22 protein-coding genes and 2 pseudogenes are annotated in these 24124 nt (G+C 71.2%); 12 read left to right on the top strand and 12 right to left on the bottom strand.

The features are described 5' to 3' along the window. Positions 1–90: 90 nt before the first annotated feature. Positions 91–1233 carry an acyl-CoA dehydrogenase family protein gene (locus ABZ848_RS04055; RefSeq protein ID WP_360824869.1) on the bottom strand — a complete coding sequence of 381 codons (1143 nt, stop codon included), beginning with the start codon at positions 1231–1233 and terminating at the stop codon, positions 91–93. A 92-nt stretch (positions 1234–1325) separates the two neighbouring features. On the opposite strand from ABZ848_RS04055, the gene ABZ848_RS04050 reads away from it, so the two are divergent. Genes ABZ848_RS04050 through ABZ848_RS04025 form a run of 6 tightly spaced genes read left to right on the top strand, consistent with a single transcriptional unit; the run spans position 1326 to position 6674 of the window. Beyond that, positions 1326–2081, top strand: a complete 756-nt coding sequence (locus ABZ848_RS04050; protein WP_360824866.1) for a glucose 1-dehydrogenase — start codon at positions 1326–1328, stop codon at positions 2079–2081. Between the two features lie 10 nt (positions 2082–2091). Continuing rightward, positions 2092–2862: an enoyl-CoA hydratase/isomerase family protein gene (locus tag ABZ848_RS04045; protein ID WP_360824863.1), complete on the top strand. Its 771-nt coding sequence runs from the start codon at positions 2092–2094 to the stop codon at positions 2860–2862. Between the two features lie 27 nt (positions 2863–2889). Next, positions 2890–4044, top strand: coding sequence for a CoA transferase (locus ABZ848_RS04040; protein WP_360824860.1), 1155 nt, complete (start codon positions 2890–2892; stop codon positions 4042–4044). A 31-nt stretch (positions 4045–4075) separates the two neighbouring features. Beyond that, positions 4076–4987: an SDR family NAD(P)-dependent oxidoreductase gene (locus ABZ848_RS04035; protein WP_360824857.1), complete on the top strand. Its 912-nt coding sequence runs from the start codon at positions 4076–4078 to the stop codon at positions 4985–4987. Beyond that, positions 4984–5502 carry a DoxX family protein gene (locus ABZ848_RS04030; RefSeq protein WP_360824854.1) on the top strand — a complete coding sequence of 173 codons (519 nt, stop codon included), beginning with the start codon at positions 4984–4986 and terminating at the stop codon, positions 5500–5502. Before ABZ848_RS04035 ends, ABZ848_RS04030 begins: the two co-directional genes overlap by 4 nt. 14 nt (positions 5503–5516) lie before the next feature. Next, positions 5517–6674 carry an acyl-CoA dehydrogenase family protein gene (locus ABZ848_RS04025; protein ID WP_360824851.1) on the top strand — a complete coding sequence of 386 codons (1158 nt, stop codon included), beginning with the start codon at positions 5517–5519 and terminating at the stop codon, positions 6672–6674. Positions 6675–6739: 65 nt separating this feature from the next. Here ABZ848_RS04025 and ABZ848_RS04020 read toward each other — a convergent pair whose 3' ends face one another. Genes ABZ848_RS04020 through ABZ848_RS03990 form a run of 7 tightly spaced genes read right to left on the bottom strand, consistent with a single transcriptional unit; the run spans position 6740 to position 13655 of the window. Continuing rightward, the gene (locus tag ABZ848_RS04020) at positions 6740–7855 is read right to left on the bottom strand and encodes an acyl-CoA dehydrogenase family protein (protein ID WP_360824848.1); all 1116 of its coding nucleotides are present in this window, start codon (positions 7853–7855) and stop codon (positions 6740–6742) included. Beyond that, positions 7852–9072, bottom strand: a complete 1221-nt coding sequence (locus tag ABZ848_RS04015; RefSeq protein WP_360824845.1) for an acyl-CoA dehydrogenase family protein — start codon at positions 9070–9072, stop codon at positions 7852–7854. The genes ABZ848_RS04020 and ABZ848_RS04015 overlap by 4 nt, the downstream gene beginning before the upstream one ends. Positions 9073–9091: 19 nt before the next feature. Further along, a complete protein-coding gene (locus ABZ848_RS04010) occupies positions 9092–10240 on the bottom strand; it encodes a thiolase family protein (RefSeq protein ID WP_360824842.1) in 1149 nt (382 codons plus the stop codon). Continuing rightward, complete coding sequence (locus ABZ848_RS04005) at positions 10237–10680, bottom strand: OB-fold domain-containing protein (protein ID WP_360824840.1); 444 nt, start codon at positions 10678–10680, stop codon at positions 10237–10239. The genes ABZ848_RS04010 and ABZ848_RS04005 overlap by 4 nt, the downstream gene beginning before the upstream one ends. Before the next feature lies 1 nt (position 10681). Then, on the bottom strand, positions 10682–11593 hold the full coding sequence (locus ABZ848_RS04000; RefSeq protein ID WP_360824837.1) for an SDR family oxidoreductase: 912 nt from the start codon (positions 11591–11593) through the stop codon (positions 10682–10684). 2 nt (positions 11594–11595) lie between these two features. Further along, on the bottom strand, positions 11596–12333 hold the full coding sequence (locus tag ABZ848_RS03995) for a hypothetical protein (protein ID WP_360824834.1): 738 nt from the start codon (positions 12331–12333) through the stop codon (positions 11596–11598). Continuing rightward, positions 12333–13655 (bottom strand): phenylacetate--CoA ligase family protein, encoded by a 1323-nt coding sequence (locus ABZ848_RS03990; protein ID WP_360824831.1) that lies wholly within the window; start codon positions 13653–13655, stop codon positions 12333–12335. The genes ABZ848_RS03995 and ABZ848_RS03990 overlap by 1 nt, the downstream gene beginning before the upstream one ends. A gap of 160 nt (positions 13656–13815) precedes the next feature. Between ABZ848_RS03990 and ABZ848_RS03985 the strand changes: the two genes are divergently transcribed. From ABZ848_RS03985 to ABZ848_RS03970, 4 genes are read left to right on the top strand one after another with little or no spacing between them, the layout of a single operon-like run. Continuing rightward, positions 13816–14895, top strand: a complete 1080-nt coding sequence (locus tag ABZ848_RS03985; protein ID WP_360824828.1) for an amidohydrolase family protein — start codon at positions 13816–13818, stop codon at positions 14893–14895. A 16-nt stretch (positions 14896–14911) separates the two neighbouring features. Further along, positions 14912–17332 (top strand): GNAT family N-acetyltransferase, encoded by a 2421-nt coding sequence (locus tag ABZ848_RS03980; RefSeq protein WP_360824825.1) that lies wholly within the window; start codon positions 14912–14914, stop codon positions 17330–17332. Continuing rightward, positions 17329–18303: an LLM class flavin-dependent oxidoreductase gene (locus ABZ848_RS03975; protein ID WP_360824822.1), complete on the top strand. Its 975-nt coding sequence runs from the start codon at positions 17329–17331 to the stop codon at positions 18301–18303. Before ABZ848_RS03980 ends, ABZ848_RS03975 begins: the two co-directional genes overlap by 4 nt. 16 nt (positions 18304–18319) lie before the next feature. Then, positions 18320–18844 carry a PaaI family thioesterase gene (locus ABZ848_RS03970; RefSeq protein WP_360824819.1) on the top strand — a complete coding sequence of 175 codons (525 nt, stop codon included), beginning with the start codon at positions 18320–18322 and terminating at the stop codon, positions 18842–18844. On the opposite strand, the gene ABZ848_RS03965 is transcribed toward ABZ848_RS03970, so the two are convergent. Continuing rightward, the gene (locus tag ABZ848_RS03965; protein ID WP_360824817.1) at positions 18838–19989 is read right to left on the bottom strand and encodes an acyl-CoA dehydrogenase family protein; all 1152 of its coding nucleotides are present in this window, start codon (positions 19987–19989) and stop codon (positions 18838–18840) included. The two genes, ABZ848_RS03970 and ABZ848_RS03965, sit on opposite strands and share 7 nt — an antisense overlap. A 220-nt stretch (positions 19990–20209) precedes the next feature. Next, a complete protein-coding gene (locus tag ABZ848_RS03960) occupies positions 20210–20911 on the bottom strand; it encodes an NAD(P)-binding domain-containing protein (protein WP_360825810.1) in 702 nt (233 codons plus the stop codon). A 74-nt stretch (positions 20912–20985) separates the two neighbouring features. On the opposite strand from ABZ848_RS03960, the gene ABZ848_RS03955 reads away from it, so the two are divergent. After that, positions 20986–21402, top strand: a complete 417-nt coding sequence (locus tag ABZ848_RS03955; protein WP_360824814.1) for a helix-turn-helix domain-containing protein — start codon at positions 20986–20988, stop codon at positions 21400–21402. 377 nt (positions 21403–21779) lie between these two features. Next, a complete protein-coding gene (locus ABZ848_RS03950) occupies positions 21780–22424 on the top strand; it encodes a helix-turn-helix domain-containing protein (protein WP_360824811.1) in 645 nt (214 codons plus the stop codon). Positions 22425–22636: 212 nt separating this feature from the next. Here the strand turns inward: ABZ848_RS03950 and ABZ848_RS03945 are convergent. Both ABZ848_RS03945 and ABZ848_RS03940 read right to left on the bottom strand, forming a co-directional pair. After that, positions 22637–23023 (bottom strand): annotated as a pseudogene (locus ABZ848_RS03945) (sensor histidine kinase); the annotation flags it as partial. A gap of 512 nt (positions 23024–23535) precedes the next feature. Then, positions 23536–24090: pseudogene (locus tag ABZ848_RS03940) on the bottom strand (glycosyltransferase); the annotation flags it as partial. Positions 24091–24124: the final 34 nt, after the last annotated feature.

The raw sequence follows: 24124 nt of genomic DNA, 5'->3' as shown, positions 1-24124 counted from the left end.
CGGAGCCCGCTGCCTGACCTACCGTACAGCTTAAATAGATAACCTATTTAGCCGAACCAATCAATGCTCCGCACCGACCCGGCGGGGCTCTCACAGTCCGAGCGAGCGCCCGATGATCTCCTGCATGATCTCCGAGGTGCCGCCGAACACCCGCTGCACCCGGCTGTCCCGCCAGATGCGGGCGATCTCGTACTCGTTGACGTAGCCGTAGCCGCCGAAGAGCTGCATGCAGCGGTCGATGACCTCCCAACCGGTCTCCGTGGTCCAGTACTTGGCCGCGGCGGCCTCCTCGGCCGTCAACTCGCCCTCGAACAGGGCCATGATGCAGCCGTCCAGATGAACCCGGGCGACCTGCAGCCTGGCCTTGATGTCGGCCAGGGCGAACCTGTTCGCCTGGAACTGCCCGATGGGCCGGCCGAAGGCGGTGCGGTCCTTGGCGTACTCCAGCGCGCACCCGAAGGCACGCTCGGCCGAGGCGAGTGCGGCGACGGCGATGGCGAGCCGCTCGGTGGGGAGGTTGCCCATCATGTGGTAGAAGCCGCGCCCCTCCTGCCCGATGAGGTTCTCGGCGGGGACGCGGACCTCGTGGAAGAAGAGCTCGGCGGTGTCCTGGGCCTTCATCCCGACCTTGTCGAGCTTGCGTCCGCGCTCGAAGCCCTCGGCGCCGCGCTCGACGACGATCAGGCTGATGCCCTTGTGCCCGGCGTCCGGGTCGGTCTTGCAGGCGACGATGACGAGGTCGGCCAGGATGCCGTTGGTGATGAAGGTCTTGGAGCCGTCGATCACCCACTCGTCGCCGTCCCGGCGGGCGGTGGTGCGGATGCCCTTGAGGTCGGATCCGGCGGCCGGCTCGGACAGCGCGAGTGCGCAGATCGTCTCGCCCGCGATCACTCCCGGGAGCCAGCGGGCCTTCTGCTCGGGGGTGGTGAGGTGCATGAGGTAGGGCGGGACGACGTCGTTCTGCAGACCGAGCCCGATGCCGACCGCGCCCGTGGCCGCCATCTCCTCGGCCATGATCGCGTTGTAGCGGAAGTCCCAGATGCCCTGTCCGCCGTACTCCTCCGGGAATTGCCAACCGATGAGTCCGGCCTTGCCCGCGGCAACCCACGCGGCGCGGCTGACTTGCCCCTCCCGTTCCCACTCCTCGACATGCGGGGCGCATTCCCGCAGGTAGTAGGAGCGGGCGGTCTCCCGGAACAGGTCGTGTTCCTCGCTGAAGATCGTACGGCGCATGCTCGACTCCACTCCTGCACTCTACATCTCGCTTATTTAGCTGAAGTAGTTATACGATATCGCTGTTTTTACGGCTGGGTGAAGGAGGGCGCGTGAGCGTACGGGACAAGGTGGCGCTCGTCACCGGGGCGGGGCGCGGCATCGGCGAGGCGATCGCCGAAGCGCTGGCCGCCGCGGGGGCCTCGGTCGCCGTCTGCGATCTGGACGCCGAGGCCGCGGGCAAGGTCGCGGCACGACTCGCCGAGCGGTACGCGGTGCGCGCCACCGGAGTCGGCGCGGACATCTCCGACAGCGCGGCCGTGCGCACGGCCGTGGAGCGGGTCACGGCCGAACTCGGCCCGGTGGACGTGCTGGTGAACAACGCGGCCGTCGACGTCATCGGCCGCTTCGTCGACAGCGACGAGAAGACCTGGGACCGGATCATCGCGGTCAATCTGCGCGGGACGATCACCATGACCCGGGCGGTGCTCGACTCGATGATCGAGCGCGGCGGCGGCCGGATCGTCCACATCGCCTCGGACGCCGGGCGGGTCGGCTCCTCCGGCGAGGTCGTGTACTCCGCGACGAAGGGTGGCGTCATCGCCTTCGGCAAGGCCCTCGCCCGCGAGGTCGCCCGGCACGCCATCACCGTGAACACCGTCTGCCCCGGCCCGACCGACACCGCGCTGCTCGGGCAGGTCGCCGACTACAGCCAGAAGATGTACGACGCGACCGTACGGGCGATCCCGCTGCGCCGCGTCGCCCGGCCCACCGAGATCGCCGGCGTGGTGGCCTTCCTCGCGTCCGACGACGCCGCCTACATGACCGGGCAGACGCTCTCGGTCAGCGGCGGCCTGACAATGGTCTGAGGTGGGCTGCGTGCTGCGTGTCGAACTCCGGGACCGGATCGCCGTGTTGACCCTCGACCGGCCCGGGCGGCTCAATGCCGTCGGCTCGGAGACGGTGGACCGGCTCACCCGGGTACTGGACGACATCCGCGACAACGACGACGTACGCGCTGTGATCGTGGCCGGATCGGGCCGGGCCTTCTCGGCCGGTGCCGACCTGGGCGAGATCGAGTCGTTCACCACCCCCGGGCAGTTCCGGGCCTTCGTGGGGCGGTTGACGGACGCGTTCGCACTGCTGGAGGAGTTCCCCAAGCCGTCGGTCGCGGCGGTCCACGGGTTCGCCTTCGGCGGTGGTCTGGAGCTCGCGCTCGCCTGTGACCTGCTGGTGGCGGAGCGCGGCACCAGGCTCGGCCTCCCCGAGATGAAGCTGGGCGTCCTGCCCGGTGCGGGCGGGACGCAGCGGCTGCCGCGCCTGATCCCGCCGGCGATCGCCAAGCAGATGATCCTCACCGGCGAACCGATCGAGGCGGAGCGCGCATGGCAGCTCGGCCTGGTCAACGAACTGGCCGAACCCGGCGGAGCCCTCGCCGCCGCCGAGAGACTGGCCGCCGGAATGGCGGCCGGCGCACCGCTCGCACTCGCCGCCGGCAAGCGGCTGATCGACCACGGGCTCGGCATGGACCTGGAGACGGCGATCGCCTACGAACGCGAGACCGTCTCGGTGCTGTTCTCCACCGAGGACCGGGCCGAGGGGCTCAAGGCCTTCCGGGAGCGTCGTCCTGGCGAGTTCCACGGCGTGTAGGCGTCCCTACGTATCTGGAGGTGGGCCGTGCGGCCACTGGAAGGCTATTCCGTCGTCGAGTTGGGCATGTGGGTGGCCGCCCCGGCCGCGGCGACCATGCTCGCGGACTGGGGTGCGGACGTGGTGAAGGTGGAGGCGCCGACCGGCGACCCCAACCGGTACACGCTCCGGCACGTCGGCCAGGACATCGACAGCGCGCCCCCGTTCGAGACCGACAACCGCGGCAAGCGCGGGATCGTCCTCGACCTGCGTTCGCAGGAGGGCAAGGACGTGCTGGAACGGCTGCTGGAACGGGCCGACGTCTTCGTCACCAACCTCCGCCCGGGCGCGCTCGAGCGACTGGACCTGGCCCCGGACGCATTGCGGGACCGCCATCCCCAGTTGGTCGTCGGCACACTGACGGGCTACGGCTGGACGGGAGCCGAACGCGACCGCGCCGGATACGACGTCTCCGCCTTCTGGGCCCGTCCCGGCATCGCCGCCATGCTCAACCCGGCGGACGAACCGCCCCCCGGCATCCGGCCCGGACTCGGCGACCGCACGGCCGCCGCCAACCTCGTGGCAGGCGTGCTCGCCGCGCTGCTGCGCCGCGAACGCACCGGCGAGGGCGGCGTGGTGGACGTGTCGCTGCTGCGGTCCGGGACGTACGCCAACGGCAACGACCTCGCCCTTCAGAACTTCTTCGGCAAGCGCGGCCGTACCCGCCACCGCACCGAACACGAGTCCCCGCTCTACAACTGCTACCGGGCCGCCGACGACCGCTGGTTCTGGCTGGTCGGCCTGGAGGGCAGCCGGCACTGGCCCGGCGTCCTCAAGGCGCTCGGTCGCGAGGACCTGTCGGAAGACGAACGGTTCGCGACCGGCAAGGCCCGGCGCGGCCACGTACGCGAGCTGATCGCCGAGTTCGACGAGGAGTTCGCGAAGCGGCCGCTGGCGGAGTGGGCGGCCCGCTTCGACGCCGAGGGCGTGTGGTGGGCGCCCGTGCAGACCCTGGCGGAGGTGTCCGCCGATCCACAGGCGGAGGCCGTGGGGGCGTTCGTCGAGCAGCCCGGGATGGGCGACGCGCCGCCGCTGAGGACGGTGGCGACTCCCGTGAGTTTCTGGGGAGTCGACGAAAAGCCGCGGGCCGGCGCGCCGACCCTGGGCGAACACACCGACGACATTCTCGGCGAACTCAACTGACCTGCATCATCCGCTGCTTTGGAGGTAAGGCGTGGGCATCCTGGACGACAAGGTCGCCATTGTGACCGGCGGCGGCAGAGGCCTGGGCCGGGCGCACTGTCTGGCGCTCGCCGAGGCCGGCGCGACCGTGGTGGTCAACGACCTCGGCTCGGGCGTGCACGGCGAGCGGACCGGGGACTCCCCCGCCGACGACGTGGTCGCCGAGATCACCAAGCTGGGCGGCAGGGCGGTCGCCAACCACGCCTCGGTCACCGACTGGGCGGCCACGGAGGCGATGGTGGCGGAGACGGTCGCGGAGTTCGGCCGGCTGGACGTCGTCGTCAACAACGCGGGCATCGTGCGCGACCGCATGCTGTTCTCGATGACGGAGGCCGAGTTCGACGCCGTGATCGCGGTGCATCTGAAGGGCACCTTCGCCCTCACCCGGCACGCGTGCGCGTACTGGCGCGAGGCGTTCAAGCGGGGTGAGCGCGTCACCGGCCGGGTCATCAACACCACGTCCGGAACAGGCCTGTTCGGCAACCAGGGACAGTCCAACTACGGTGCCGCGAAGGCCGGGACAGCGGGGCTCACCGTCCTCACGGCCCTGGAGATGCGCAAGTACGGTGTCACCGCCAACGCCATCTCACCGATCGCCGCCACCCGGATGACGGACGGCCTCGACGTCGGCGCGTCCCTCGCGGCCACCGACGACTTCGACCCGCGCGATCCCGCCAACGCCTCCGGGGTCGTGGTCTATCTGGCCTCCGACAGCGCGGCCTGGCTGACCGGCCAGGTCCTGCGCATCGAGGGCAACCGGCTCAACCGACTGCAGGGCTGGACCGTCGCCGCGGTCCACCCCAGCCGGTCGGGACAGGCCCTCACGTACGACGAACTCGTGGACGCCGTACCGCAGTTGTACGGAGTCGCACCCGCGGGCCGGGCCACCGGGGCGGGCCAGTGAAGAGCCACGACGCCGCCGCGCTCGTACTCCGGACCACCCTCGGCCCCATGCTCTTCGCCCACGGCTGGAACAAGGTCGCGGGGCCGGGCGGGCTGGAGGGCACGACGGGCTGGTTCGAGGCGCTCGGCCTCCGGCCTGCCGCCGTGCACGCCCGGATGGCGGCCGGGACCGAGATGGCGGCGGGCGTGGGCATCGCCCTCGGCGCGGCGGGTCCCCTGCCCGCGGCGGCGGCCGTCGGACTGATGACCGTGGCGGCCCGGACCGACCACCGCGGCAAGGGCTTCTTCGTCTTCAAGGGCGGCTGGGAGTACGTCGGCGTGGTGGGCGGCGCGGCCGTCGCCCTGGCGGCACTCGGCCACGGCCGGTACTCCCTCGACGGGCTGCTGCGCCGCGAACGGGCGGGCGCCGGACCGGCGTTGCTCGCCGCCGGACTCGGCACGGCGAGCGCGGCGGCCCTGCTGGCGGCCTGCTACCGGCCGCGGCGCAGGCCGGACGAGACACAAACGGATCACTAGGTAAGGGAGTCGACATGGACGCGGCTGACTTCAGCGACGTGCTGTCCGAGGTCCGGCGTTTCGTCCGGGAGCGAGTCGTGCCGCTGGAGGCGGAGATCGACGCGAAGGACGAGATGCCCGCGGACATCCGCGAGGCGGCCAGGAAGATGGGGCTGTTCGGCTTCGCGCTGCCCGAGGAGTACGGCGGGCTCGGGCTCTCGATGTACGAAGAGGCCCGGTTGATGTTCGAACTCGGCTACACGACACCGTCGTTGCGCTCCATGTTCGGGACGAACAACGGGATCGCCGGGCACGTCCTGATGGTCGGCGGCACGGCGGAACAGAAGGCCGAGTGGTTGCCGAGGATCGCCTCCGGTGACGTACTGGCATCGTTCGCGCTCACCGAGCCCGAGGCGGGCTCGGACCCCTCGACGCTGACGACACGCGCCCACCGGGACGGTGACGACTGGGTGGTCAACGGCGCCAAGCGCTACATCACCAACGCCCCCCTCGCCGACGTCTTCATGGTCTTCGCCCGCACCGACCCCGACGCCCCCGGCACCCGCGGCATCTCCACCTTCCTGGTCCCCGCCGGTACTCCGGGTCTGACCGTGGCGCCCCGGGACCACAAGATGGGCCAGTTCGGCGCGTGGACGGCGGATGTGTACTTCGACGACGTACGCGTCCCATCCTCCGCCCTCGTCGGCGGTGCGGCCGGGCTCAACCGGGGCTTCGCCACCGCGATGGGCTGTATCGCGCACGGGCGGGTCCATATCTCCGCGCTGATGGTCGGCATGGCCGAGCGCTTGGTCGACGAGTCGGTCTCGTACGCCAGCACGCGCAAGCAGTCCGGAAAGCCCATCGGCTCCTTCCAACTCGTCCAGGGCCTCATCGCCGACTCGCAGACCGACTACTACGCCGGCCGGGCCACGGTCCTGGAGGCCGCCCGCGCCTTCGACGCGGGCACCGACACCAAGGTCGGCCCTTCGTGCGCGAAGTACTTCGCGAGTGAGATGGTCTGCCGGGTCGCGGACCGCGCGGTGCAGGTCCACGGCGGGGCGGGCTATATGCGCGGGGTCGCCGTCGAGCGCTTCTACCGTGACGCCCGGTTGTTCCGCATCTACGAGGGGACCAGCCAGATCCAGCAGGTCATCATCGCGAAGGCCCTGCTGGGCGAGGCGGCCCGGGGCTGAGCGGTACACGGACCGAGGCCCCGGGGATCCGCCGATGCCCCGGGGCCTTCTCGTCGGCTCGCCGCTCAGATGCCGAGCCGGTCCAGCAGCCGCTCGTGGTAGATCGCGGGGCCTCCGAAGAGCAGCTGCGACGACTTGGCGCGCCGGAAGTACAGATGGGCCGGGTGCTCCCAGGTGAAGCCGATGCCGCCGTGGACCTGGATGTTCTCCATGGCCGCGAACATGTACGCCTTGGAGCAGCCGGCGTGCGCGACCGCCGCGGCGACCGGGAACTGCGCGGAGCCCTCGGCGGCCAGCCGCGCGGCCTCCCGTGACGCGGCCTCGGCCAGTTCGACCTGGACCAGCATGTCGGCGCACTTGTGCTTGACCGCCTGGAAGGAGCCGATCGGGCGGCCGAACTGGTGCCGGGTACAGGCGTGTTCGGTGCTCATCTCCAGGCATCGGCGGGCTCCGCCCGTCTGCTCGGCGGCGAGCCCGACCGAGGCCAGGTCCAGTACGCGGGCCATGATGCGGCCGCCCGCCCCGTCCGCGCCGACGAGGGTCGCGGGCGCCGCGTCGAGGGTCAGCCGGGCCATCGCGCGAGTGGCGTCCAGCGTCTCCATGGGCTCGGCGGTCACGCCCGTCGCTTCCCTCTCCACGGCGAAGAGCGCCGGCCCGGCGACCGTGCGGGCGACGACGAGGACCAGATCCGCCGTCGTACCGTCGAGGACGAAGCACTTGCGGCCGCTCAGCCGCCACCCGCCGTCGCCGTCCGGCAGGGCGCGTGCGGTGATCAGTGCCGGGTCCCAGGAGCCGTTGTCCTCGGCGACGGCGAGGGTGGCCGTGGTGCGTCCGGAGGCGATGCCGGGGAGGTGGCGTGCGCAGGCCTCCTTGTCGCCGGAGGCCAGCAGGGCCTGGGCGGCCAGGAGGACGGTGGCGAAGAAGGGGGCGCAGAACAGGGCGCGGCCCATCTCCTCCAGGACCACGCCGAGTTCGACGAGCCCGAAGCCGTCGCCTCCGTACTCCTCGGGGATGGCAAGGCCCGGCAGCCGCAGCTGGTCGGCAGCCTGCGCCCACACTTCGACATCGAAGCGCGGTTCGCTCTCCATGAGCTTGCGTACGGCTTCCTCGGGCGACTTGTCCTCCAGGAACTCCCGTACGGATGCCCGGAGTTCCCTCAGCTCGCGCTCGTCCACGGTCATGCGCGTGCCTCCTTCGGCAGACCCAGGACCCGTTCCGCGAGAATGTTCTTCATGATCTCCTCGGTGCCGCCGAGGATCCGCAACGCCGGTGTGGCCAGCAGGAGTTCGGACCAGGAGTACATGCCCCACCTGCCGGTGTCGGCGATGATGCGGGGGCCGAGGCATTCGGACACGAAGTGGGCGGCCCGGGTGAGGTTCTGGCCGTACATGAGCTTGGCGACGGACCTCTCGGGGCCGGGGGCGATGCCGGCGCGCAGGGTTCGCCGGGCTCGGTCGTTGAGGTAGCCGGTGGCCATCGCGTCGACGAGGAGTTCGGCGAGGCGTCCGCGCAGGGCGCGGTCGTCCCAGGTCCAGGTGGCGCGCATGAGCGCCGACAGGTGCTGCGGGGACAGGGCCGCGGCCACCGGACCGGCACCCTCGCCACCGACCGTGTCGCGCTCGTTCATCAGGGTGGTCAGGGCGACCGTCCAGCCGCCGTCGACCTCGCCGAGGCGGTGGTCGTCGGGGATGCGGACGTCGGTGAGGAAGACCTCGTTGAAGTCGGCGCCGCCGGTCATCTGGCGCAGCGGCCGGACCTCGACGCCGGGCGCGTCCATCGGGACCAGGAAGGCCGTGATGCCGCGGTGCTTGGGCGCGTCGGGGTTGGTGCGGGTCAGTGCGAGGCCTATGTCGCTGTGCTGGGCGACCGAGGTCCACACCTTCTGCCCGTTGAGCACCCAGTCGTCGCCCTCGCGGACGGCGCGGGTGGCCACGCTCGCCAGGTCGGATCCGGCGCCGGGCTCGCTGAACAGCTGGCAGGCGATGGCGTCTCCGCGGTACATCGCGGGCAACCAGCGTTCCTTGACGGGCGGTTGGGCGTGGGCGAGGATCGTCGGTCCGATCATGCCGAGGCCGACCACGCCGAGGACGCCGGTGTCCGGGACGTCGTACTCGGACTCGACGGTGTCGTAGAGCAGCTCGTGGACGGGGCTCAGGCCCCGGCCGCCGTACTCGGGTGGGCCGGTGATCCAGCCGAAGCCGTTCTCGTGGCGGATCCGCTGCCACGCGCGCGCCCGCCGCACCTGCTCCGCCTCCTCCTCGGGCGGCAGGCTGCTGAAGTACGCCATCGAGTCGTCGCCCTCGCCCCAGGTGACGGCGGCACGGTCGGGCGCCTTCGCCACGTGGGCGTCGAGGAAGCGGCGCGCCTGGGCGGCGAAATCCTGCGTTTCCTGGTCCATTGCGGGGTCCCCTGTGCTTTCAGGTCGAGAGGATCGTCACCGCCGACGCGCCCGGCGCGCCGTACAGGTGGGTGTAGCCGACGCGGGGGGTGCCGGGGATCTGCCGGGTCCCGGCCGTGCCGCGCAGTTGGAGGACGATCTCGTGGATCTGGCGCAGTCCGGACGCGCCGATGGGTTCGCCGTTGCCGAGCAGGCCGCCGTCGGTGTTGACCGGGAGCCGGCCGTTGATCTCGGTGGCGCCCTCGGCGATGAGACGCTCCTGTTCGCCGTCCTTGCAGAGGCCGTTCTCGGCCATGTGGATGATCTCCGACCCGGCGTCGGTGTCCTGGAGCTGGGCGACGTCGACGTCCTCGGGGCCGATGCCCGCGAGCTCGTACGCCGCACGGGAGGCATCCACAGTCGGGCTCGCGACCGGCTCTCCGGCGGGGAAGGAGGGGCTCTGCACCTCGAAGGCGCCGAGCCTGCGGCTGCGGAGGGCGGTGGAGCGGACTCGTACCGGCTTTCCGGTGTACTTGTGCGCCTGGTCGGCGCGGCACAGGACGATCGCCGCCGCGCCTTCGTCCGGGCCGCAGTACATGTACTGGCGGAGTGGGTAGTTGAGGACCGGCGAGGCGAGGATCTCCTCCGGAGTCAGCGGAGTTCGGCGCCAGGCCTTGTCGTTGCCGGCCGCGTTGCGGAAGTTCTTGGCGGCCACCCGGGCGAGCGTCTCGTGGGAGATGCCGTGGTCGTGCATATAGCGGTTGATCTTCATGCCGAAGAAGTGGGTGGTCAGGAAGAGGCCGGTCTGTCCGTACCAGGAGGGGATGCCCGCCACGGACGGATCGGCCGCGAAGGCGCCGCGCGGGTGTTTGTCGAGGCCGATCGCGATGGTCAGGTCGTGCTCGCCGGTCTCGATGGCACGGGCGGCCGACGCGATGGCCGTACCGGCTGTGGCGCAGCCGTTGAACACTCCGCGCAGTGGGATACCGGTCAGGCCGAGCCGTCCGACGATGGCATCCGGGTTGGCGACCTCGTAGCTGCCGATGTAACCGCCTTGGATCTGCGGCCAGTTGACGCCCGCGTCGGCCAGCGCGAGGCGCACCGCGTCCGCGCCCATGTCCAGCGCCGGCTTCCCGGGGAAGCGTCCGAAGGGGTGGAGCCCCACGCCGATGATGACGGCCTCGGTCACGGTGTCTCCTCGTCGGCCGGGGTGAACGCGAAGGTGACGACCTCGGTGCCGTCGTCCCGCACGGTGTAGGGCACGAGTGTCAGCCGCATCAGCTGACCGATCCGCAGCTGGTGCGGGTCGGGTTCGGTCAGCCGGGCCTCGACCAGCAGCTCGCCGGGAAGCTCGACATAGCCGACCGCGTAGGGCTCGAAGTCCACCGGTCCGTCGTACGGCGGGGACGGTGGGCGGAAGTCCTGGGTGGTGTACGTCCACAGCGTTCCGCGGTCCGCCAGCAGGCGTTCCTTCGACTCGGTGCTCGCGCACCGCACACAGTCGGGGGCGGCCGGGAAACTCACCAGGCCGCAGTCGGCACACTCGGAGCCGATGAGCCGGAGCGGGTTGTCGGCGCCGGGCGGCCAGGTGAACAGGCCTTCGGCAACAGGGCGTTGCGTCGTCGTCATCTCACGCCCCGTTCCGATTGCCGAGGGCGTCGGCGTTCGGTGCCGCCTTGGCCACCAGGTTCGGCACCACCGAGGACAGCTCGTCGAGCGTCCAGCGGGTTCCGGCGCTCGCACCGGGGCCGTTGACCCAGCCCTCCAGTACGGTGATCTTGTTGCCGACGACGCCGAACACCCGGCCGGTGACCTCACGCGACGCCGCCGAGCCCAGCCAGACCACGAGCGGCGCGATGGCCTCCGGGGTGAGGTCCTGGCTCTGCGCCGCCCGCCGCATCATCTCGATGTCGTCGGTGAGGCGGGTGAGCGCCGTGGGGGCGATGGCGTTGACCGTCACGCCATAGCGGGCGAGTTCGGCGGCCGCGATGATCGTGAGGCTTGCGATGCCGGCCTTGGCCGACCCGTAGTTGGACTGTCCGGGGTTGCCGAAGATGCCGGACGGGGAGGTCGTGTTGATCACCCGGGCGTCGTTGCCGTGACCGGCCTTGGCGCGCTCGCGCCAGTGAGCGGCCGCGTGGTGCAGGGTGGCGAAGCTGCCCTTGAGGTGGACGGCGAGCACGCTGTCCCAGTCCTGTTCGGTCATCGACACGATCATCCGGTCGCGCAGGATGCCGGCGTTGTTCACCAGCACGTCCAGGCCGCCGTAGGTGTCCACGGCCTGCCGGACGAGGCGGCCGGCGCCGTCCCAGGTGGAGATGGAGTCGGTGTTGGCGACGGCCTCGCCGCCGGCCGCGACGATCTCGTCCACGACGGCCTGCGCGGGTCCGGCCGAGGCGCCCCCGCCGTCACGCGCGCCACCGAGGTCGTTGACGACGACCTTCGCGCCGTGCGCGGCGAACGCCAGGGCATGTGCCCGGCCGATGCCGTTGCCGGCTCCGGTGACGACCACGACACGGCCGTCGACCACTCCTTCGGACATCCTCAACTCCTCGGTGACAGTGGTTGGTCGGCTCGGACCTCGGTGAACAGCACGCGCGGGTCCGCGCTGCCGCAGGCGCACCGGCTGGCGACGACCCGGCCCGGGACACCGAGCGGGGTCTCGGGCAGGGGCGACGTGCGCTGGTCCCCGGCCGCCACGAACAACTCCCCGTCGCGGTCGCCGACCCGCCATTCGGCGGCGTTGACGTGCGCGCCGCTCCGCTCGGGACACTCCAGGGCGAGGGCCGGTCCGACGGCCGAGAACAGACCGGCCGGCACGCCCACGGCGCGCAGCATCGGGACGGCGGCGGGCCGGGCCAGGACGACGGACGTCGGCCGGAACATCTCGCCGATGTCGACGGCCCCGGCGAGTCCCTCGAGAGTCTCGGCGGACAGGCCGATCACCGCGTCCGGCCGCAGTTCCCGGTGGAAGACCGAGGTGCGGCGGTGGTCCCAGCCCATCGCCTCGGCGATGCCGTACGTCACCCGCAGCGACTTCAGTGCGCGGATCACCGCGTGTCCCCAGAAGCCCTCGAAGCCGGAGGCCGTCAGCAGCGCCCGCTGTCCGGCGGCGAGGCCGTGCTCCCGCAGCCGTGCGGTGACCCAGTCGGCGTCCCTGGCGAGTTCGGCCCAGGTCAGTTCCGTCTCCCGGGTGCCGTCGGCGGTGCGGAAGGGCACCAGGTAGGCGAGTTCGGGGCGGTCGAGTTCCCCGGCCCGGGCCAGGGTGTCGGCGCGGGCCATCAACTCTTCACCACCCGGGGGAACTTGGCGACGCTGGTCATGGTCTTCAACAGGTCCTCCTCGGTGCGCATGTCGAGCACCGGCTTGACTCCGGTCCGCGTCCGCACGGCCTCGCCCAGCCGGCCGGCCAGGGCGTCGACATCTCCGGTGAGCGCGGGGTCGTAGCCGACGCGCAGCCGCAGTTCGTCGACCTCGCGGCGGTCCCGGACGATCTGGAACACCCCGGCCACCGTCTCCGGCTGGTCCTCGACGGCCTGCCAGATGTCCCGCAGGACCACGGATCGCCCCTGCACCAGCGTCTCGTCGCCGCGCCGCCCGGCCACCCACATCCGGGCATGGGTACGGCCGCAGCCGCAGGTGTCGCCGGAGAGGCGGACGAGGTCCTCGCTGCGGTAACGGATCAGCGGCGCGGCCCGGTTGTCCAGGTCGGTGGCGACCAGTTCGCCCAGGTCGCCCTCGGGGACCTCACGCCAGCCGTCCTCCCCGACCTCCACGCACTCCGCGAAGACGGTGTCCTCCCACAGGTGGAATCCGTCGTGCTCGCGGCACTCCCAGGCGGTACCGGTGTCGGCGGCACTGGTGTACTCGTAGACGTCGATGCCCCAGTCGTCGCGGATGCGCTCGCGCATCTTGCGGCTGAGGGGCTGCCCGGCGCACGAGGCGCCCTTGAGGGAGGAGAACGCCTCCTTCAGGTCCGTCTTCTCGGCCAGGTGCTCCAGCTCCACCATCTGCGGATACATCATCTGCAGATAGGCCGGCCGGTAGGTGCGCAGCGCCTCGACGACCTGGTCCATCTTCCCGATCCAGGTGTCGATCTCGATCACCACGGCGCCCAGCGCCTGGTAGCCGGGGTCCATCAGGTTGCGGAAGGTACCGGGCGGACTGAGCACGCGGTCGCCGGGCCTGAGGCCGAGTTCCCACAGGTCACGGACCTGCGCGGTGACCAGGGGCGGGGCGTCCTGCCAGATCTCGGCGAAGAACTCCGGGTCACCGGTGGTGCCCGAGCTCGACGACACGGAGGTCAGCTCTTCGGTCGGCACACAGAGCAGGCCGCCGAAGGGATCGCCGGTGCGGGCGCGACAGGCGCGCACCATGTCCTTGGTGATGAACGGTATGCGCTCGCGGAAGTCGTCCAGCGAGCGGATGTCCCGCGGGTGGACCCGGTGCTGGTCCCACAGCTCACGGTAGAAGGCCGAGTTGGCGTAGGCGTACTCGACGAGCTCCAGGACGCGTGCCTCCTGCCGCGCCCGCAGTTCCGCGCGCGGCATGGTCTCCACCTGGGGCTCGAAGTACCTGTCAGCGGTGTCCCTGTCACCGACCATGGCGCCTCCTCGCGGCTCGGTGCCCAGATCTTCCAGCTATCAGCGCAATCAGTCAACCAATTAGACGAATTAAACTGCACCCTCTCCCCTCGCCTTCCCTTCCGGCCCCCACCCATCTAAAATCGCTAACTGATTACATCCATTGACCCGAAGGAGCGGTATGTCGAAGATCTGGGTCAACTCGGGGGACTCCCACGTGATGGAACCCGCCGACGTGTGGACGGAGCGGCTGCCGGCGCGGCTCGGCGCCCGGGCCCCGCGCAGCGAGCGCGGCGAGAAGTACGAGATGCTCTACATCGACGGCGAGCGCATCGACCGCCAGCTCGGCGACTTCATGGACGCCATGCGCCCGCCGGGTGCCTGGGACCTGAAGGTCCGGCTCAAGGACCTCGACCAGGAAGGCGTGTGGTCCCAACTGGCCTTCCCCTCCATGGGGTTCTGGCTGGTCTCGATCACCGACCGGGAGCTCGCCCGGGAGACCGTACGGGCCTGGAACGACTGGGCGCACGAGGAGATCCTCAGCAAGAACAAGCGCGTGATCACCACGGCCTGCGTCTCGACGGCCGACATCGACGACGCGGTAGCCGAGCTGGAGCGGGCCGCTGAGATCGGGTTCAAGGCGATCTTCCTGCCGTGCTCGACCCGGGAGGGCGAGGAGTACGCCCTCGACCGCTGGGAACCGCTGTGGACCGCGGCCGAGCGAGCGGGCATGGTGCTCGGCTTCCACATCGGCACCGGCGCACAGAACGTCGTCTTCCGCGGGCCCGGCGGCGCGGTCGTCAACTACATGGAGACCACCTACCCGGGCATGCGGGTCGTGTCCCACATGGTCGCGGGCGGCGCCCTCGACCGCCATCCGGACCTGAAGATCCTGATCGCGGAGGGCGGCGCGGGCTGGGTGCCGGCCATCGGCGACCGGATGGACGAGGCGTACCGCCAGCACGGGATGTTCGTCCGGCCGAAGCTGAGCCGACTGCCCAGCGAGATCATCCGGCAGCAGGTGTACGCGTCCTTCCAGCACGACAAGAGCTCGGTGGAGATCGTCGAGTCGACCGGCTACCGCAACGTGATGTGGGGCGACGACTATCCCCACCTGGAGGGCACCTACGGCCACACCCAGGCCACGCTGCACGATCTGTTCGACGGCGTGCCGGTCGACGTCCGCGACCGTGTCACGCGCGGCACCTTCAACGAGCTGTTCGACCTGCCCGAGCAGACTCCGCAGGAGGCGGCCGTCTGAGCGGCGGCGGGACACCGTGACCACTCCCCCGTACCCCGAGGACCTGGAGCGGCCCGGACTGGTCAGGACCGGCCGGTCGACCTTCGTCCGGCCGGTCCGGCCCGAGGACGCCGACCGCCTGGTCGCCTTCGTCGGCAGCCTGTCCCGGGCCACCCTGGCCTACCGCTCCCTCGGCCCGGTGGTCCGCGCCCGCGACGACGTCATCCGGCGCGGCGCGCACGTGGACTACCTCAACGAGCTGGCGCTCGTCGCCCTGGCCGGCGACGAGATCGCCGGTCTGGTCCGCTACGTCCGCTCCCCTCAGGATTCGGAGCACGCAGAGGTCACGTTCACCATCCGGGACGACCACCAGAGCGAGGGGTTCGGCAGGCTGCTCCTGGAGCACATCGCGGCTGCCGCACGCGCCCGGGGCATTCGGGTCCTGGAGGCCGACGTCCTCGCCGACAACACCCGGATGATCAACGTGTTCCTCGGCTCCGGCTACCGGGTCGAGGCCGGGCCGCCGGGTCAGATCATCCACTTCGAGATCGCCGTCGACCCGCAGGCCCAGGCCGTGGCCCGGGCCGAGCGCCGCGAGCACACAGCGGTACGGCGGTCCCTGGAGCCCTTGCTCGAACCACGCTCGGTCGCCGTGATCGGCGCCAACCGCAGCCCCCTGACCATCGGCCACGAAATCGTGGCCAACCTGCTGCGGGGCGGCTTCGGCGGCAGCCTCTTCCCGGTCAACCCGCAGGCCGAGCAGATCGCCGGGCTACCCGCCCATCCCAGCGTCCGGGACCTTCCCGAGGCACCGGACCTCGCGCTGGTGGCCGTGCGGGCCGAGGCGGTGCCCGACGTCGTACGCGAGTGCGCCGAGGCCGGGGTCAGAGCCGTGGTCGTCGTATCGACGGGCTTCGGGGAGACCGGAGTCGAGGGGCGGTCGACGGAGCTGGAGCTGGCCCGTTTCGCCCGTACGTCGGGGATGCGGCTGGTCGGCCCGAACTGCATGGGCGTGGTCAACACGACCCCCGCGGCGCGGCTGGCCGCGACCTTCTCGCCGGCCCTGCCGACGCCGGGCCGGGTGGCGATGTCCAGCCAGTCCGGGCCGCTGGGGCTCGCGGTCCTCGACTTCGCCAAGCGGCTGCGGCTCGGCTTCTCCAGCTTCGTGTCGGTGGGCCACGCCGTGGACGTGTCCACCAACGACCTGCTGCGGTGGTGGGAGGAGGATCCTGCGACCTCGGTGATCCTGCTGCACGTCGAGACCTTCGGCAATCCGCGGCGCTTCGCCCGCATCGCCCGCCGGGTCACCCCGCGCAAGCCGATCGTCGCGGTCCACCCGGGCCCCGCGGACTCGGCGGTGAGTTCGCTGTTCGCCCAGTCCGGGGTGATCCGCACCAGCAGCCTCCAGGAGCTGTTCGACGTCGCCCTGCTGCTGGCCCACCAGCCTCCCCCGCCCGGCAACCGGGTCGCCGTGATCACCAACGCGGGCGGACCGGCGGCGTTGACGGCCGGAGCATGCGCGGCGAACGGCCTGCTCGTTCCCGCACTCGGTGAAGGCACCCGGCTGAGGCTCCGCTCGGCGCTCCCACCCCACGCGGACGTCTCCAACCCGGTCGACCTGTCCCCCATGGCCACGGCCGAGCACTACCGGCAGGCCCTGGACGCGGTGCTGGCCGACGACGGCATCGACGCGGCCGTCGTCCTGTTCATGCCGCCGCTCGCGGACAAGCCCGACGAGGTGGCGGAGGCGATTCTCGACGCGGCAGCGGGGCGGCCCGACAAACCGGTGGTGACGAGTTTCCTGGGCGGCGCGGGCGTCGCCGACCTGCTCCACCGGGACGAACTCGTCGTACCGACCTACACGTTCCCCGAAGCGGCGGCCACCTCCCTCGGTCACGCGGCGGCCTACCAGGTGTGGCGCAGCACCCCCGCCGGCGTCGTACCCGATCTCGCGGGAGTGGACGCCGAGCGCGCCCGGTCGCTGGCCGACGCGTGCGCCTCCGGTCCGGTTCCGGCGGCGGTGGCCGCCGAGTTGCTCAACGCGTACGGAATCGCCGTACGGCACACCGAACCGGGCCCCGGCCCGGACGCGTTCCTCTCCGTCGGCGCGGATCCGGTCTTCGGCCCGGTGGTCTCCTTCGGCCTCACCGGGGACTACGCCGACCTCATGGCGGACGTCGCACACCGCGTCACTCCGCTCAGCGACCGCGACGCCCGGGAGATGGTCCGCTCACTGCGGGCGGCCCCGCTGCTGGACGGCCGGGCGGGCGGCCCGGGGATCGATCTGGCGGCCCTTGAGGAGACCGTCCTGCGGATCTCGGCGATGGTCGACGACCTCCCGCAGATCGAGGCGCTGGAGCTGCGCCCGGTGCGGCTGCTGCCGCCCGGGCACGGGGTCGCCGTCGCGCAGGCCACGATCCGACTGGCCGACGGCAGGACAGGAGACGTACCGGCATGAAGGTGGGCATCTACTTCGATCTGCGTAACCCGCCGCCGTGGCGGCAGAGTTGGCCGCGGCTGTACGGGTTCGCCCTGGAGATGTGCGAGGAGGCGGACCGGCTCGGCCTCGACTCGGTCTGGTTCTCCGAGCACCACGGCTTCGAGGACGGATATCTCCCCCAGCCGCTCACCATGGCGGCGGCGGCCGCGGCCCGCACCCGCCGAGTCCGCCTGGGCACGGCGGTCGTCCCCGCACCGCTGCACGCGGCCCCCGAACTGGCCGAACAGGCGGCGATCGTCGACATCATCAGCGACGGGCGCCTGGACCTCGGGCTCGGCACCGGCTACCGGGTCCCCGAGTACCGCCTGTTCGGCGCCGACCTCACGAAGCGCTACTCCACGACTGACCAGCGGGTGCGGGAGATCCGCGGCCTGTGGGCGGAGGCCCTGGTCACCCCCGGCCCCGTCCAGGACCCCCTGCCGATCTGGCTCGGCTACCAGGGCCCGCAGGGCGCCCGACGGGCCGGCCGGCTCGGCACGGGACTGCTGTCCCTCAACCCGGCGCTGCTGACGCCGTACCGGGAAGGGCTCGCGGAGAGCGGATACGACGCCTCGATCGCCCGGATGCAGGGCTCGTTCACCACCTTCGTCACCGAGGACCCGGACGGCGACTGGCCCGTGGTGCGCAGGCACCTGGCCTACCAGTGGGACAGCTATCGCCGGTACCTGGTGGAGGGCACGGACCAGCCCGTCCCCCGCCCGATCGACCCCGAGAAGTGGCGGGCGACCGGACTGAGCGCGACCGGCGTCGGCCAGTTCCTCTACGGCACCCCGCAGGAGACCGCCGAGGCGATCAGGGCGTACGTGGCAGGGTTGCCGGTGGAAGGGGTGTTCCTGTGGGCTTCGCTGGCCGGGATGCCCGAGGAGATGGTGGCCCGCCAGGTCCAGCTCATCGCCGGGAAGCTGCGCCCGCTGCTTGCCGACGTCTGACACGAGGAGTTCCAGCATGTCGAGTACGGTCCCCGGCACCGGGCAGTGGGCGGGCGCGGACTTCCAGGAGCCGCCCCGGACGCCGGGCGGGGTGGCGCTGTGCGGTGCGTGCCGCGGGGCGGGTTCCTGCCGGCTGGGGGTGGAGCGCGAGCGGCTCGACGCGGAGGGTGTGGCCTGGTTCGAGCTCGCCTGCCCCCGGAACCAGGAGGGCGGGCCCGATGTGGCGCACGGCGGCTGGACGGCCGCGGTGCTGGACGACTGCCTCGGTCATCTCCCGCTGCTGCACCGGGTGTTGAGCGTGACGGCGGAACTGAGCGTGAGCTTCGTCAAGCCGGTGCCGGTCGAACGCCCGCTGCAGGTCCGCGCCTGGGTCGAGCGGCGGGAGGGCTCACGCTGGTACATCGCGGGCGAGATGGTGCTGCTGTCGTCCCGGGCCGTGCTGGCCCGGGCCTCCGGGATCTGGGTGACCCGGGACCCGGGCCACTTCGCGCGGCACGAGGAGTGGCTGGCCGAGCAGGAGGGCGACAGCCGGGATCAGTAGGACCGCAGTCCCATGCTGCGGGCGATTCCGTTGCGCTGGATCTGGCTGGTTCCCCCGGAGATGGTGGCCACGATCGACTCCCGGTAGCGGAAACTCATGACGCTCTCCGTCGAGAAGCCGTGCCCCGCGCAGACCTGCATCCCGAGCCGGGCGGCCGCCACGTAGGTCTCCGAACCCTTCAGCTTGGCCATCGAGCCCTCACGGGTGCACGGCCTGCCCTGGGCGAGCAGCCAGGCGGCACGGTACGCGAGCAGCCGTGCGGAGTCGATCTCGGTCTGCAGGTCGGCCATGGCGTGGGCGAGCGACTGGAAGTTGCCGACCGGGCGCCCGAAGGCATGGCGGGTGCGCGCGTACTCCAGCATCTCGTCGAGCGTGGACTGGGCGGCCCCGAGATAGCCCCCGCTGATGATGACCTTCTCCAACTCGATGTTGGAGAGCATGACCTTCCAGCCTTCGTCGCGCGGACCGACGAGATTGTCCTTGGGGACCAGGGCGTCATTGAAGAAGACTTCGTTGGTGCCCAGGATGTGCCGGGCGAGCGTCGGGGTCCGGCGCACCTCGACCCCCTGCGTCCCCGGGTCGACGAGCAGCAGGCTGATGCCGCCGTGCTTGGGCTCGCGGGGCCCGGTCCGGACATAGGTCGCGATGGTGGTGTCGGGGAGCCCGGCGCCGGTGCACCACGCCTTCTGGCCGCGTACGACGAAGTGTTCACCGTGGTCCTCGGCGGTCGTGCGGAGCGCCGCCGCGTCGGATCCGCTGTCCGGTTCGCTGAGGCCGACGGCGAGCCGGTGGCGTCCCGTCATGATCTGCTCGCGGATGAAGTCGCGCTGCGCCTCGCTGCCCCAGCGGAACACCGTGATCCCGGGGATGAGGACGCCGATGTAGCACATGGCGACGTCGAAACTGGCCCGCCCCAGCTCCTCGGCGATCAGGATCAGCTCCAGCGGCCCACCGCCGTCGCCGCCCTCCTCCTCGCCGAACGGGAGGGAGAACCACCCCAGGTCGGCCATACCGCGGAACAACTCGGGCGGTACGACGCCCTCCTCGTCCCACTGCTTGGCCTTCTCCGCCGGACACACGTCGGCGACGAACTGCCGTGCCGTCGCGCGCAACAGGTCCTGCTCGTCGGTCAGCCCGAAGTCCACGGCCACTCCTCGCCACCAGTCGGCTATTTATCTATCTAATTATTCTATGTTAGCGGATAGAGCGGTCGAGCGGCCCCGGATGGCGGCTGCGGCGATCAAACGCCGACAAGTTGCGGCACGCATCGAGGACAACCTCGGGGTCCCCCACCCGCCCCTCGAACAGAGCCGCGGAAAGAAGTACCGGTACTCCAAGGCAGCCAACGTGACCGGCATGAGCTGGTCACCTGGGCCCCTGACGGAAAGCCCTCGTACCGCCTTCCGTTTCCTCTTCCTCGTGGCTCGGTCCGGCCGCATATGCCAGGGGAGGTGCGATTGCTTGCGCATCCGCTCCCTCACCGACCCACAGGGCGATGAACAGCGCGGCGGTCGCCTCCAGGAGTCCCGCACGTTCGAGACCGCCGCCGGCCACAGGTTCACAGCCCACGTCCTGCACCAACTCGCGTACACGCCCGAGGGCCGTCTCGTCGTCCCCGCAGACCGGAACGGCCAGTGGCCGCCCATCGAAGACGGGCGGCCGCATGCGCCACACGTCTTCGTGGCAGAGGTTGAAAGCCTTGACCACGTGGGCTCCCGGTGCCGCCGTGGCAAGTTGCTGCGCGGCTGACGCGCCTCCTTCCGTCAGCAGCCGGAAGCCCGGCCCGACAGGGTTGGAGCAGTCGAGCAGCACCTTGCCCTCCAGGGCCACGTGCAGGTCCCGTACTACGTCTACTCCCACCCCAAAGGGAAGCGCGGCCAATACCACCTGGCCGGAGTCGGCCGCCGCGCGCAGACTGCCGGGCTTCGCGCCCCCTCCGATACGCGTCGCCAGCCGCTCCGCCTTGTGTGCGTCCCGCCCCCCGACGATCACGTCGTGCCCGGCTCGCACCCAGTGGGTGGCAAGCGCGTCGGCCATGTTGCCCGTGCCCAGGATGCCGATTCTCATCACGCGTTCCCTCTCCGTGCCCGCTTCGACCATTCACACCGACGCTAGACAGCCGTTCGGGCACCATTTGGTGCGTGACGACCGACGCCTTCCTCGCCGACTGCCGCGCACGCCTCGCCTTCGACCTGCTCTCCAACACCTGGAACGCCGTGGTGCTCTGGGCACTGCGCGACGGTCCCAGGCGCCCGGTCGAATTGCGGGAGCGGATCGGGGGCATCAGTTCCAAGGTCCTCACCGAGACTCTGCGCCGGCTTCAGTTCAACGGGCTGGTCGACCGGCAGGCAGACCCTGACGCACCATCACGGGTCGAGTACCAGCTCACCGCTCTGGGCCGGACCTTGCTGGCGCCCATCGACGCCGTTGGCGCATGGGCCTTCGAGCACGGCGATGAGGTTATGGCCGCCCAGGAAGCAGCATGCGCTCCTGGACCGCAGTCGCCGCCGGCAGACCAAGAACCTCGTAGTGGCTACTGGCCCACTACTTCGACATGACCACTTCTGACCAGAGCGACCAACTGTCTGGAGCGAGCCGCGCCGATACGCAGTTCCTTCCACAACGAGGCGCTGACCGTATCCGCTCCGCCCTGGCGAGCGAACTCCCGCTGGTGTACGTACGAGGCGTACGCGGCCACGCCCGCTACGACCAGAGCGCACAGTGGGCGGATCCAGGTGTCGGGGTCGAAGCGGCCGCCGGTGGCGGCACTCTCTTGCAGTGCACAAGGCATGCACACTTCGCCGGGAGCTCCCGGGAACTTGCAGGTAGAGGCGGCAAGCTCCCAGACGCATGATTCATCCCGTACCAAGGTAAAGGCCCTGGTCAGAGCCGCGAGGGTAAACGGCTCGCACCATACACGGCGTATGGTGAACCCATGAGCCGCTCCACCCCGCCGCAGACCGCCCCGCCCCGCAGAAACCTGCGTGAGGAGCAGAAGAGGCTCACCCACCGCCGGTTGCTGGACGCGGCCGTCTCGGTCTTCGACGAACTCTCCTTCCTGGACGCGCGGATGGAGGACATCGCCCAGGCCGCCGGGGTCACCCGGGCCACCGTCTACGCCCACTTCACCGGCAAGGCCGAGATCGTCGACGCCCTGGTGGAGCGCGTGTACGAGTTGCGGGAGGAGGCGTACGCGGAGCTCGCCGCCTTGCCGCAGTGGACCCGGGCCGGCATCCGGTCCTGGCTCGACGGCGCGGAGAGCCGGTGGCGGGAGATGGCGCCGATCCGCCGCGTCGCCAACGCGGCCGCACCGACGGCCCTGCGCAGCATCAACGACGGCCGCGCACAGTACGTCGAGGCGCACGAGCGCTATGTCGGCCTGCTCATCTCGGACCCGGAGCGCTGGCGAGGCGTCGACCCGGCGGAGGCCCGCCAGCGCGCGCTGATGGCGGTGCTCCAGACCGAGTCGTTCTTCTCCGCGTGGATCGCCGTCGGCCTGCCGGTGGACACGGCCGATCCACTGCACCTCCTGGCCGACTCCCTGGGCCACCTTCTCGGCCCCGCGCTGACGGACGCCTGAATCGACCGACACCTACTACTGGAGCCGGTTCAACCGGACGGAGCTGGGGTGAGGGGCAGCCCGGTGAGGCGCCGTCGCGATGGACGGGCTCGGACGGCGGGAGCGGATCCGTCGGACGTCGACTCCCTCCTGATGGCCCTTCGACTTCACGGGTCCCGCGCCGTTGCTGCCGACGACCGAACCGAGCCCCGGGTTCCCGACCACGTTCTGGATCAGCGAGGTCTCTGGCCGGAGTGGGCCAGGGACAGGACCAGGCGGAACGTGCAGCCCTGGCCTGAGGTGGTGTCGAGTTCGAGGCGGCCGCCGTGGCCTTCGGCGATGGTCGCGGCGATGGCGAGGCCGCTGCCGCCGTGGTTGCGGGAGCGGGCGGGGTCGGCGCGGTAGAAGCGCTCGAAGACGAGCTCGGCGTCGACCGGCGCAAGGCCTGGTCCCTCGTCGGCCACCTCGATGACCGCGATCGGGCGGCGCTCCGGCAACGGCGGTGAAGCCGCGGTGCGCCCGGGGCGGTCGGTGCCGCCGGTCGCCGGACCGGCCTCGGCCGTACCGACGCGGACGGGGATGCGGGTGCCCTCCGGGGTGTGGACACGTGCGTTGGAGAGCCCCCGGCGCCGAGGTGGGCGCGGGCGGGCCGGGTCGCCGCGTGCCGGAAGGTGAGGCGGCGGTTCGCCTCGGTGTTGGGCACGGTGAGGACGAGCAGCGAGATCAGGTTGGCGACGGCCGGTGACCACCAGCCGCGCATCAGCCAGTACAGCAGGGCCTGCCCGGCCGTGGAGACGGCACCGATCGCGAGGAAGCAGCCGACCTCCCACGACAGGACGCCGCGTCGGGCGGGGGGCGCGAGGACGGCGTCAGGGTGCTCGGCTGCCGGTGCGGGACGCGGTCGTACGTCGACACGGGCGCCGCCGGCCGCCTTGAGCCGTGCCATGCGCCACAGGCCCCGCAGGTCGTCGGTGGCGGTGCTCACCACGTCGACCCGGGTGTCGACCTCCTCCACCCAGTCGACCGGCACCTCGTGGACGCGCAGTCCGTTGTGCTCGGCGAGCAGGAGGAGCTCGGTGTCGAAGAACCACGCGTCGTCGCGGGTCACCGTCAGCAGCGGCCGGAGCACCTCGGTACGGGCCGCCTTGAACCCGCACTGGGCGTCGGTGAATCGGACACCGTGGGTCAGCCGGATGATGCCGTTGTAGCAGCGGGAGATGAACTCGCGACGCGGACCGCGCACGGTGCGGGCGCCGGGCGCCAGCCGGGAACCGATCGCGAGGTCCGAGTGGCCGCTGGCCAGCGGCGCGACCAGGGGGAGGAGTCCGTCGAGCCCGGTGGACAGGTCCACGTCCATGTAGGCGAAGATGTCCGCGTCACTGGCGCCCCAGACGGTGCGCAGCGCCAGACCGCGGCCCTTGCGGTCCAGGTGGACGACCCCGACGCCGGGGAGTTCACCGGCGAGACGCCGGGCGGTGGTGAGGGTCGCGTCGGTGCTGGCGTTGTCGGCGACGGTGATCCGCCAGGGGAAGGGGAATCCCTCGGACAGGCGGGCGTGGAGGGTGCGCAGACAGCCGGGCAGGGCCCTTTCCTCGTTGTAGACGGGCACGACGATGTCCACCGTGGCGATGCCGGCGTCCGGAAGAAGGGAACGATCAGCGGGCTGGAACGGAGCCGGCCGCTCCATACGGGCGGTCGGGTCGGTGAGGTGGGGGGTAGGA

The sequence above is a fragment of the Streptomyces sp. NPDC047081 genome, assembly GCF_040643775.1.
In the GTDB taxonomy this organism is placed as follows: Bacteria; Actinomycetota; Actinomycetes; order Streptomycetales; family Streptomycetaceae; genus Streptomyces.
This window is presented reverse-complemented; position numbering and strand designations above follow the sequence as displayed.

What these genes read in the sequence shown, in the direction of transcription:
- ABZ848_RS04055 (WP_360824869.1), bottom strand. Translation starts at nt 1,233, where the DNA reads ATGCGCCGTACGATCTTCAGCGAGGAACACGACCTGTTCCGGGAGACC.
- ABZ848_RS03975 (WP_360824822.1), top strand. Translation starts at nt 17,329, where the DNA reads ATGAAGGTGGGCATCTACTTCGATCTGCGTAACCCGCCGCCGTGGCGG.
- ABZ848_RS04015 (WP_360824845.1), bottom strand. Translation starts at nt 9,072, where the DNA reads ATGGACCAGGAAACGCAGGATTTCGCCGCCCAGGCGCGCCGCTTCCTC.
- ABZ848_RS03960 (WP_360825810.1), bottom strand. Translation starts at nt 20,911, where the DNA reads ATGAGAATCGGCATCCTGGGCACGGGCAACATGGCCGACGCGCTTGCC.
- ABZ848_RS03970 (WP_360824819.1), top strand. Translation starts at nt 18,320, where the DNA reads ATGTCGAGTACGGTCCCCGGCACCGGGCAGTGGGCGGGCGCGGACTTC.
- ABZ848_RS03995 (WP_360824834.1), bottom strand. Translation starts at nt 12,333, where the DNA reads ATGGCCCGCGCCGACACCCTGGCCCGGGCCGGGGAACTCGACCGCCCC.
- ABZ848_RS04025 (WP_360824851.1), top strand. Translation starts at nt 5,517, where the DNA reads ATGGACGCGGCTGACTTCAGCGACGTGCTGTCCGAGGTCCGGCGTTTC.
- ABZ848_RS03985 (WP_360824828.1), top strand. Translation starts at nt 13,816, where the DNA reads ATGTCGAAGATCTGGGTCAACTCGGGGGACTCCCACGTGATGGAACCC.
- ABZ848_RS03950 (WP_360824811.1), top strand. Translation starts at nt 21,780, where the DNA reads ATGAGCCGCTCCACCCCGCCGCAGACCGCCCCGCCCCGCAGAAACCTG.
- ABZ848_RS04005 (WP_360824840.1), bottom strand. Translation starts at nt 10,680, where the DNA reads ATGACGACGACGCAACGCCCTGTTGCCGAAGGCCTGTTCACCTGGCCG.
- ABZ848_RS04020 (WP_360824848.1), bottom strand. Translation starts at nt 7,855, where the DNA reads ATGACCGTGGACGAGCGCGAGCTGAGGGAACTCCGGGCATCCGTACGG.
- ABZ848_RS03990 (WP_360824831.1), bottom strand. Translation starts at nt 13,655, where the DNA reads ATGGTCGGTGACAGGGACACCGCTGACAGGTACTTCGAGCCCCAGGTG.
- ABZ848_RS04000 (WP_360824837.1), bottom strand. Translation starts at nt 11,593, where the DNA reads ATGTCCGAAGGAGTGGTCGACGGCCGTGTCGTGGTCGTCACCGGAGCC.